Source organism: Cellulomonas algicola (assembly GCF_019024305.1).
GTDB classification, from domain to species: domain Bacteria; phylum Actinomycetota; class Actinomycetes; order Actinomycetales; family Cellulomonadaceae; genus Cellulomonas; species Cellulomonas algicola.
Map to the genome: position 1 here is coordinate 1 of NZ_JAHKSJ010000025.1, position 9871 is coordinate 9871.

Sequence of the window (9871 nt, forward strand, 5' to 3'; positions counted from 1 at the left end):
GCTCCGGCCGCGTCGGCCGCGCCCGCCCCGGCGCCGTCCCGTCCCGCCGCTCCCGGTCAGGGCCGCCCCGGCGGCTCCGCGCCGACCCCCGGCGGCCGTCCGGCACCGCGCCCCGCGGCGCGTCCCGGCAACAACCCGTTCGCGCCCTCGCAGGGCATGCCGCGCCAGGGCGAGCGCCCCGGTGCCGGCGGCGGCGGTCCCCGTCCCGGCGGTCCCCGCCCGGGCAACAACCCGTTCGCGCCCTCGCAGGGCATGCCCCGTCCCGGCGACCGTCGTCCCGAGGCCCCCGCGGCCGCGGCCGGCGGTGGCGACCGTCCCGGCGGCCCCCGTCCGGGTGGTCCGCGTCCGGGCGGTCCGCGTCCCAACCCCGGCATGATGCCGGGCCGCACGTCGAGCGGCGTCGGCCGCCCCGGTGAGCGTCCGGCCGGTGCCGGTCGTCCCGGTGGTGGTGGCGGCGGCGGTCGTGGCGGCTTCGGCGGTCGTCCCGGTGGCGGCGGCGGTGCGCCCGGCGGCGGCGGCGGTTTCGCCGGTCGTCCCGGCGGCGGCGGTCGTCCCGGTGGTGCCGGTCGCGGCTCCACGCAGGGTGCGTTCGGTCGCGCCGGTGGGCGCCCCGTCCGTGGGCGGAAGTCGAAGCGCGCGAAGCGCCAGGAGTTCGAGGCGATGCAGGCCCCGTCGCTCGGTGGCGTCAGCGTCCCGCGCGGCAACGGCTCGACCGTCATCCGCCTGCGGCACGGCTCGTCCCTGAACGACTTCGCCGACAAGATCGACGCCAACCCGGCGGCGCTCGTCACGGTCCTGTTCCACCTCGGTGAGATGGCGACCGCGACGCAGTCGCTCGACGAGGACACGTTCGGTGCGCTGGCCCAGGAGCTGGGCTACGTCATCGAGATGGTGTCGGCCGAGGAGGAGGACCGCGAGCTGCTCGGGGCCTTCGACATCGACCTGGACGCCGAGCTCGAGGCCGAGGGCGACGACGACCTGCAGGCGCGCCCGCCGGTCGTCACCGTCATGGGTCACGTCGACCACGGCAAGACCAAGCTCCTCGACGCCATCCGGTCCACGGACGTGGTGGCCGGCGAAGCTGGTGGGATCACCCAGCACATCGGTGCCTACCAGGTCACCAAGGAGCACGAGGGCAACGAGCGGGCCATCACGTTCATCGACACCCCGGGTCACGAGGCGTTCACCGCCATGCGTGCCCGTGGTGCGCAGGTCACGGACATCGCGATCCTCGTGGTCGCGGCCGACGACGGCGTGATGCCCCAGACGATCGAGGCGCTCAACCACGCGCAGGCCGCCAACGTGCCGATCGTGGTCGCGGTGAACAAGGTGGACAAGGAGGGGGCCAACCCCGCCAAGATCCGCCAGCAGCTCACCGAGTACAACCTCGTGGCCGAGGAGTACGGCGGCGACACCATGTTCGTCGACGTCTCCGCGAAGCAGAACATGGGCATCGACCAGCTGCTCGAGGCCGTCCTGCTGACGGCCGACGCGGCGCTCGACCTGCGGGCCAACCCCGACAAGGACGCGCGCGGTGTCGCCATCGAGGCGAACCTCGACAAGGGCCGCGGTGCCGTCGCGACGGTGCTCGTCCAGTCCGGCACGCTGCGTGTCGGCGACGCGATCGTCGCGGGCACGGCCCACGGCCGCGTCCGGGCGATGTTCGACGAGCACGGCAACACCGTCGCCGAGGCGGGTCCGGCCCGTCCGGTCCAGGTCCTCGGCCTGGCGTCGGTGCCGAGCGCCGGTGACACGCTGCTGGTCGCTCCCGAGGAGCGCACGGCACGTCAGATCGCCGAGAAGCGCGAGGCCGCCGAGCGCGCCGCCCTCCTGGCCAAGCGCCGCAAGCGCATCAGCCTCGAGGACTTCACGCAGGCGCTCGCGCAGGGCAAGGTCGAGACCCTCAACCTGGTCCTCAAGGGCGACGTGTCGGGTGCCGTCGAGGCGCTCGAGGACGCGCTGCTCAAGATCGACGTCGGCGAGGAGGTCGACCTGCGCGTCATCCACCGCGGTGTGGGTGCCATCACGCAGAACGACGTCAACCTGGCGACGGTCGACAACGCGATCATCATCGGCTTCAACGTGAAGTTCGCGGAGCGCGTCGAGGACCTGGCCGACCGCGAGGGCGTCGACGTGCGCTTCTACTCGGTCATCTACCAGGCGATCGACGACGTCGAGGCTGCCCTCAAGGGCATGCTCAAGCCGGAGTACGAGGAGGTGCAGCTCGGCTCCGCGGAGATCCGCGAGGTCTTCCGCTCCTCCAAGTTCGGCAACATCGCCGGTTCCATCGTGCGCTCGGGCCTCATCCGCCGGAACACGAAGGCCCGCGTGCTGCGCGGCGGCAAGGTCATCGGGGACAACCTCACGATCGAGTCGCTCAAGCGGTTCAAGGACGACGCCACCGAGGTCCGCGAGGGCTTCGAGTGCGGTATCGGTCTCGGGTCGTTCAACGACCTGCAGGTCGAGGACGTCATCGAGACGTGGGAGATGCGCGAGAAGCCGCGCGTCTGATCGTTCGTAGCGGCCGGGCTCGGTGCCCTGTCCGCGGCCTTCCGGCCGGTCGCCCCTCACGGGGCGACCGGCTGCCAGCCCCACCACGGCCGCGGACAGGGCACCGAGCCCTCCGTGCGTCCACGTGCGAGGCTTCTAGCTGGTTGGGCTTAGAGAAAGGACGTGTCATGGCTGACACTGGACGGGCCAGGAAGCTGGCGGAGCGGATCCAGCAGGTCGTCGCGCAGATGCTCGACACGCGCATCAAGGACCCGCGCCTCGGGTTCGTCACCGTCACGGACGTCCGCGTGACGGGCGACCTGCAGCACGCCGACGTCTTCTACACGGTGTACGGCGACGACGAGGCGCGCGAGGGCAGCGCGAAGGCGCTCGAGAGCGCCAAGGGCGTCATCCGCTCGGAGGTCGGCAAGCAGACCGGCATCCGGCTGACCCCGACGCTCGCGTTCCACCTGGACGCGGTGCCGGAGACCGCGGCGCACCTCGACGCGGCGCTGGTCGAGGCCGCACGTCGGGACGCCGAGGTCGCGGCGCTCGCCGCGCAGGCGTCGTACGCGGGGGAGGCGGACCCGTACCGCCGTCCCGGCGACGAGGACGAGGACGCTCAGGCCTGACGAGCGACGTCCTCCGGGTGAGGACGACGGCGCGGCCCCACGGGCGGCGCCACCTGGACGACGACGAGCCCCCGACCGGTGCGGAACCGGTCGGGGGCTCGGCGCGTCCCGGGAGGTGTCAGTGCGCGGCGACCCCGGTGACGCCCCGGCCGGTGGAGCGGGGCATCGCGAGCGCGATGACCGCCCCCACGCCGACGATCGCGGCGGCGACGAGCATCGCGGGCTGCAGCCCGGCGGTGTAGCCCGTGGGGGTGAGCGTCCCGTCGGCGGCCTGGAAGACCGCGACGAGGACCGCGACGCCGAGCGCGCCGCCGAGCTCGCGGATGGTCGCGTTGACGGAGCTCGCGGTGCCGTGGTCGTCGGCGCCCATGTCGGCGAGCACCGCGGTCGCGCTGGGGGCGAACGTCAGGCCCATGCCGACACCGGCGAGGACGAGCCCCGGCACGAGGTCGGCGTAGACGACGTCGCCGCCGACGAGCAGCCCCTGCCACGCGAGGCCCGCGGCCTGCAGCGCGAGGCCCGCCGTGAGGAGCGGGCGGACGCCGACGCGCGGTGCGAGCATCCCGGCGAGCGGTGCGACCAGCATGGGCGCGGCCGTCCAGGGCAGCGTGCGCAGACCCGCCTCGAGCGGCGAGTAGCCGAGGCCGACCTGCAGGTACTGCGAGAGCAGGAAGACGATCCCGAAGACGCCGACGGAGAACAGCAGCGCGGTGGCGTTGGCGACGCTGAACGAGCGGACGCGGAACAGGCGCAGCGGGACCAGCGGGTGGTCCGTGCGGGACTCGCGGCGCAGGAACGCGACGAGCAGGACAGCGCCGAGGACGAGGCCTCCGACGACCCGGGCGGAGCCCCAGCCGTCGTCGTCGCCGCGGATGATCGCCCACACGGTCGACAGCACACCGCCTCCGGCGAGGAGCAGCCCGGGCACGTCGAGCGGCTGACGCCGGCCGTGCGACTCGGGCAGCGCCCAGCGCACGAGCGGGATCGCGACGATCGCGACGGGCACGTTGATCCAGAAGATGGCCTGCCACGCGATGCCGTCGACGACGGCGCCCCCGATGACGGGGCCGAGCGCGACGCCGAGCCCGGAGACGGCACCCCAGATGCCGATGGCCATCGCCCGGCGCGCCGCGGGGACGGACCCGGCCAGCAGCGTGAGCGACAGCGGCATGACCGCGGCGGCGCCGGCGCCCTGGACGGCCCGCGCGGCGATGAGCGTGCCGGCGTCGGTCGCGAGCGCGGAGGCGATGGACGCGAGGGCGAAGACCGCGATGCCGGTGACGAAGACCCGGCGGCGTCCGAGCCGGTCGCCGAGCGTCGCGGCGGCGATCATGAGGCTCGCGAACGAGAGCGTGTAGGCGTTGACCATCCACTGCAGCTGCTCGAGCGACGCGGACAGCTCGACCTGCAGGACGGGGAGCGCGGTCGTCATGACGAGGTTGTCGAGCGTCGCCATGAACATGGGGAGCGACGCCGCGACGAGCGCGACGCCGACCGGGACGGCGCGGCTGCCTCGGCGTCCGGCGGGCCGGTCGGTCCGGCTCGGGGCGGGGCTCGCGCTCGGGGGAGGTGCGGTGGCGGTGGAGGTCACGTCGACTCCTCGGGCTTGTTGGCATTGAGTGATTACTAACAAGGGCGAACGTAGGCATCGGCTGATAACCTGTCAAGGTGCCGTCCACGACCGACCAGACCAGCGCCCCGCAGCGCATGACCGGCGCCGAGCGGCGCGAGCAGATCCTCGCCGCCGCGCGGCGCGTCTTCGGCGAGGGCGGTTACGCCGCGTCGACGGACGAGGTCGCGCGCGCGGCCGGGGTGTCGCAGCCGTACGTCGTCCGCCTCTTCGGGTCCAAGCGCGAGCTCTTCCTCGAGGCCTACCGCCAGGCGAGCGAGCAGGTCCTCGCGACCCTGGGCAGCGTCCCCGCGGGCCCCGAGGCCGGCAAGCGCATGGGCGACGCGTACGTCAGCCTGCTCGAGGACCGCGACCTGCTGCGCCTGCTCATGCACGGCTTCATCGCCGGCGGCGACGACGAGGTCGGGCGCGTCGCGCGCCACACGCTGGGGGAGGCGTTCCGCCTCTTCCGCGAGCGGTCGGGTGGCACCGACGACGACGCGCGCCTGTTCGTCGCGCAAGGGATGCTCATCAACGTCCTGCTCGCCGTGGACGCCCACCGGCACACCGGCGAGGACAGCGGGATGGACGGCCTCGTCCTGTGCACGCTCGAGCACCTGCCGATCGCGTGAGCCGCCCGACCCCCACCGGCCCGCGACGTCCGACCGCCGCCGACGGCCTCGTCGTCGTCGACAAGCCGCAGGGCTGGACCAGCCACGACGTCGTCGCGCGCACCCGCCGCCTCGCGGCGACGCGCAAGGTCGGGCACGCCGGCACCCTCGACCCGATGGCCACGGGCGTGCTCGTGCTCGGCATCGGCCGGGCGACGAAGCTGCTCACGTACGTCGTCGGCGCGGACAAGGAGTACACCGCGACGGTCCGGCTCGGCGTGGCGACGACGACCGACGACGCCGAGGGCGAGGTCGTGGCGGCGCGCGACGCGTCCGGGGTGACGGACGCGGCGCTCGGCGCAGCGGTCGCGGCGCTCACGGGACCGATCCAGCAGGTGCCCAGCTCGGTGTCGGCGATCAAGGTCGCCGGTGAGCGTGCGTACGCACGCGTCCGGGCGGGGGAGCAGGTCGAGCTCGCCGCCCGTCCCGTGACGGTGTCGCGCTTCGACGTGCACGACCGCCGCGCGGTCGTGGTCGACGGGGTGCCGGCGCTCGACGTCGACGTCACGGTCGTCTGCTCGTCGGGCACGTACGTGCGTGCGCTCGCGCGCGACGTGGGCGTGGCGCTGGGCGTCGGCGGGCACCTGACGGCGCTGCGCCGCACGCGCGTCGGGGGCTTCGGCCTCGACGTCGCCCGCACGCTCGACGAGCTGGGCGCCGAGCCCGAGGACGCACCGCTGCCCGTGCTGCCGCTGGCCGACGCGGCGCGGGCGACGTTCCCGGTCCGCGAGCTCACGGACGCGGAGGAGCGCGCGCTGTCGTACGGGCAGTCGCTCGCACCGGTCCCGGGCGGGCCGTCGGGCACCGTCGCGGCCTTCGGGCCGGGCGGCACGCTCGTGGCGCTCGTCGAGGAGCGCGGCCCGCGGGTCCGCCCGGTGCTCGTGCTCGCCCCTGCCTCGACCTGACGGCGTCGGGACCGTCGCCGCTGCCCGCCGCACGGGCGCGTCCGTGCGAGCGGACGGCCGGGCCGTCGGGTCGTCGCTCGTCGCGGTACCGAATCGATTTGGTCAGATCGATTCGCTTCTCTCGAGGGGCTGCGCCTGCCTAACCTGCCGCCGCCGCACCGGTGCTCCCGCTCACGCGATGGGAGCGCTCCTACGACAGGGGAGACAGAGTGGTTTCTCGCACGTCATCACACGCGCGCAGAGGCGCGACGGCCGTCGTGGCGACCGTCGCGCTCGCGCTGGCAGGGAGCGGCACGGCGCTCGCCGTGTCGCAGATCGGGGAGGGGACCTTCGAGTCCGGGGCCGAGGGCTGGGTCGCCTACGGCACCGACGGCCCGATCGACACGAGCACCGGCGCGCTGTGCGTCGACGTGCCGGCCGGGTCGGCGCAGTACGGCGTGGGCGTGGTCCTCAACGGCGTCGCGATCGAGCAGGGCTCGAGCTACACGCTCGCCTACACGGCCAGCGCCTCGACCGACGTCACGATCCGCGCGCTCGTCGGCCAGAACGGCGCGCCGTACGGCACCGTGCTCGACACGAGTCCCGACCTCACGTCCGACCCGCGCGAGGTCAGCGAGACGTTCACCGCGTCCGCGACGTACCCCGCGACCCCCGCACCCGACGACCCCGAGGGTCAGATCGCCTTCCAGCTCGGCGGGTTCAGCGCCGACGCGTGGACCTTCTGCCTCGACGACGTGTCGCTGTCCTCCGACGTCGAGCTCCTGTCGCACACCTCCTTCGCCGAGTCGCTCGGCCCGTGGTCGCTGTACGGCACGAGCGACCCGGTCTTCGCCGACGGCCGCATGTGCGTCGACCTGCCGGGCGGTCAGGCCAACCCCTGGGACGCGGGCCTGTCGTACAACGGGCTGCCCGTCGACGAGGGCGAGAACTACGTCCTGTCGTTCACCGCGAGCGCGACGCCCGACATGCCGGTGCGCGTCATCGTCGGCGAGGGCGGCGGCGCCTACCGGACCGCGTTCGAGCAGGGCTCCGCACCGCTCACGGGTGAGCCGACGACGCTCGAGTACGCGTTCACGTCGAACCTCACGTTCCCGCCCGACGGGACCGCACCCGGCCAGCTCGCGTTCCACCTCGGCAAGGCCGCGCCCTACGAGTTCTGCATCTCGGACGTCTCGCTGAGGACGTCCGCGACGCCGCCTCCCGGGTACGAGCCCGACACGGGCCCGCGCGTGCGCGTCAACCAGGTCGGCTACCTGCCGTTCGGCCCCAAGCGCGCGACGCTCGTGACCGACGCGACCGACGCGGTCGCGTGGGAGCTGCACGACGCCGACGGCGCGGTCGTCGCGGACGGCACGAGCGAGCCGCGCGGCGTCGAGGCGTCGGCCGAGCAGGCCGTGCACGTCATCGACTTCTCCGACGTGACGACCGAGGGCGAGGGCTGGACGCTCGTCGCGGACGGCGAGACGAGCCGCCCGTTCGACATCGAGGCCGACCTCTACCAGCAGCTCCGGTACGACGCGCTGAACTACTTCTACCTCGCGCGCTCGGGCACCGAGATCGAGGCCGACGTCGTCGGCGAGGAGTACGCCCGCGAGGCCGGGCACGTCGGTGTCGCACCCAACCAGGGCGACACGGACGTCCCCTGCATCGGCCCGCGCGACTACTACGACGGCTGGACGTGCGACTACCGGCTCGACGTGAGCGGCGGCTGGTACGACGCCGGCGACCACGGCAAGTACGTCGTCAACGGCGGCATCGCGGTCGGGCAGCTGCTCCAGACCTACGAGCGCGCGCTGCACGCGGGCACGGCCGACGCGCTCGCGGACGGCACGCTCGACGTGCCCGAGCACGGCAACGAGGTGCCCGACGTGCTCGACGAGGCGCGCTGGGAGCTCGAGTGGATGCTCTCGATGATCGTCCCCGAGGGCGAGTACGCGGGGATGGTGCACCACAAGGTGCACGACGAGGGCTGGACCGGCCTGCCGCTCCTGCCGGCCGACGACCCGCAGGTGCGCTCGCTGCACCGGCCGTCGACGGCGGCGACGCTCAACCTGGCGGCCGTCGCGGCGCAGGGTGCGCGGCTGTTCGAGGAGTACGACCCGCAGTTCGCGCAGACGCTGCTCGACGCCGCGCGCTCGACGTGGGCCGCCGCGCAGGCGCACCCGGCGCTCTACGCGCCCGGCGAGGCCGGTGCGGACGGCGGCGGTGCGTACGACGACTCCGAGGTGTCCGACGAGTTCTACTGGGCCGCCGCGGAGCTGTACCTCACGACCGGAGAGGACGCGTTCGCGCAGGCTGTGACGTCGTCCCCGCTCCACACGGCGGACGTGTTCACGGCGGACGGGTTCAGCTGGGGGAGCGTCGCGGCGCTCGGCCGGCTCGACCTCGCGACCGTCCCGAGCGCGCTGCCGGACCGCGACGACGTCCGCGCGTCGGTCGTCGCGGGTGCCGAGGAGTACCTCGCCGCGCAGGCCGAGCAGGGCTTCGGCTCCCTGTACTCGCCGCCCGGCGGCCAGTACGTGTGGGGATCGAGCTCGCAGGTCGCGAACAACCTCGTCGTGGTCGCGACGGCGTACGACCTCACCGGCGACGCGAGGTTCCGTGCGTCGACGCTCGAGGGGCTCGACTACCTGCTCGGACGCAACGCGCTCAACCAGTCGTACGTGACGGGCTGGGGCGAGGTCGCCTCGCACCAGCAGCACAGCCGGTGGTTCGCGCACCAGCTCGACCCGTCGCTGCCGAGCCCGCCGCCCGGCTCGCTCGCCGGTGGCCCGAACTCGCAGGCCGGCACGTGGGACCCGACGACGAAGGCCGCCTTCCCGGCGGGCTGCGCGCCCTCGGCGTGCTACGTCGACGAGATCCAGGCGTGGTCGACGAACGAGATCACGGTCAACTGGAACTCGGCGCTGTCCTGGGTCGCGTCGTGGGTCGCCGACCAGGGGGCCGGCGAGCCGGCCGCAGTCGCGCCCACGATCACGCAGCAGCCCGTGGACACCACGGCCCGCGTGGGCACCGACGCCACGTTCACGGCGGCGGCCGGCGGGGTCCCCGCGCCGTCGGTGCAGTGGCAGGTGAAGGGCGCTCGCGGTGGCTGGAAGGACGTGCGGGGCGCGACGGGCGCGTCGCTCACGGTCCGCGCGACCGGCAGCACCGACGGCAACCGGTACCGGGCGGTGTTCACGAACGCGTCCGGATCGGTCGAGTCGGCCGCCGCGCGCCTCACCGTGCAGCGGGGCGCTCCGGTCGTCACGCAGCAGCCGGCGGACGTCAAGGCCCGGCTCGGCACGGTCGCCACGTTCCGCGCCGCCGCCGACGGGTACCCCGAGCCGCGCGTCGCGTGGCAGGTGCGCTGGGCCCGCGGGTCGTGGCACACGATCCCGGGGGCGACGTCGACGACGCTGCGGGTCCCGGTGACCGTGCTCGCCGCGACGACGCAGTACCGCGCGGTGTTCACGAACGCCGAGGGCTCCGTGCGGACGGAGCCGGCGGCGCTCCTCATCGACCGGCCGCGCAGCTGACGGACGGTCCACCACGGCGCGGGGGGGGGCCCCCCCCCGCCGGGGC

General features: G+C 74.1%; 6 protein-coding genes. 5 read left to right on the plus strand and 1 reads right to left on the minus strand.

Annotated features, from left to right (window positions below; all coding sequences use genetic code 11):
* Both infB and rbfA read left to right on the plus strand, forming a co-directional pair.
* Window positions 1-2511 (plus strand): translation initiation factor IF-2 (gene infB, locus KOV94_RS17120; RefSeq protein ID WP_218052716.1); only part of this gene is annotated, 2511 nt, incomplete at its 5' end.
* A gap of 167 nt (window positions 2512-2678) precedes the next feature.
* Window positions 2679-3122, plus strand: coding sequence for a 30S ribosome-binding factor RbfA (gene rbfA / locus KOV94_RS17125; protein ID WP_124342830.1), 444 nt, complete (start codon window positions 2679-2681; stop codon window positions 3120-3122).
* A 118-nt stretch (window positions 3123-3240) separates the two neighbouring features.
* On the opposite strand, the gene KOV94_RS17130 is transcribed toward rbfA, so the two are convergent.
* Window positions 3241-4713, minus strand: coding sequence for an MFS transporter (locus tag KOV94_RS17130; RefSeq protein ID WP_218052717.1), 1473 nt, complete (start codon window positions 4711-4713; stop codon window positions 3241-3243).
* 77 nt (window positions 4714-4790) lie between these two features.
* Between KOV94_RS17130 and KOV94_RS17135 the strand changes: the two genes are divergently transcribed.
* From KOV94_RS17135 to KOV94_RS17145, 3 genes are all read left to right on the plus strand, one after another.
* Window positions 4791-5363, plus strand: coding sequence for a TetR/AcrR family transcriptional regulator (locus KOV94_RS17135; RefSeq protein ID WP_235843430.1), 573 nt, complete (start codon window positions 4791-4793; stop codon window positions 5361-5363).
* Entirely contained in the window at window positions 5360-6307 is a 948-nt protein-coding gene (gene truB / locus KOV94_RS17140; protein WP_124342832.1) for a tRNA pseudouridine(55) synthase TruB, read from the plus strand. Before KOV94_RS17135 ends, truB begins: the two co-directional genes overlap by 4 nt.
* A 257-nt stretch (window positions 6308-6564) precedes the next feature.
* Window positions 6565-9825 carry a glycoside hydrolase family 9 protein gene (locus tag KOV94_RS17145; protein ID WP_308160622.1) on the plus strand — a complete coding sequence of 1087 codons (3261 nt, stop codon included), beginning with the start codon at window positions 6565-6567 and terminating at the stop codon, window positions 9823-9825.
* The last annotated feature ends 46 nt before the right edge of the window (window positions 9826-9871 follow it).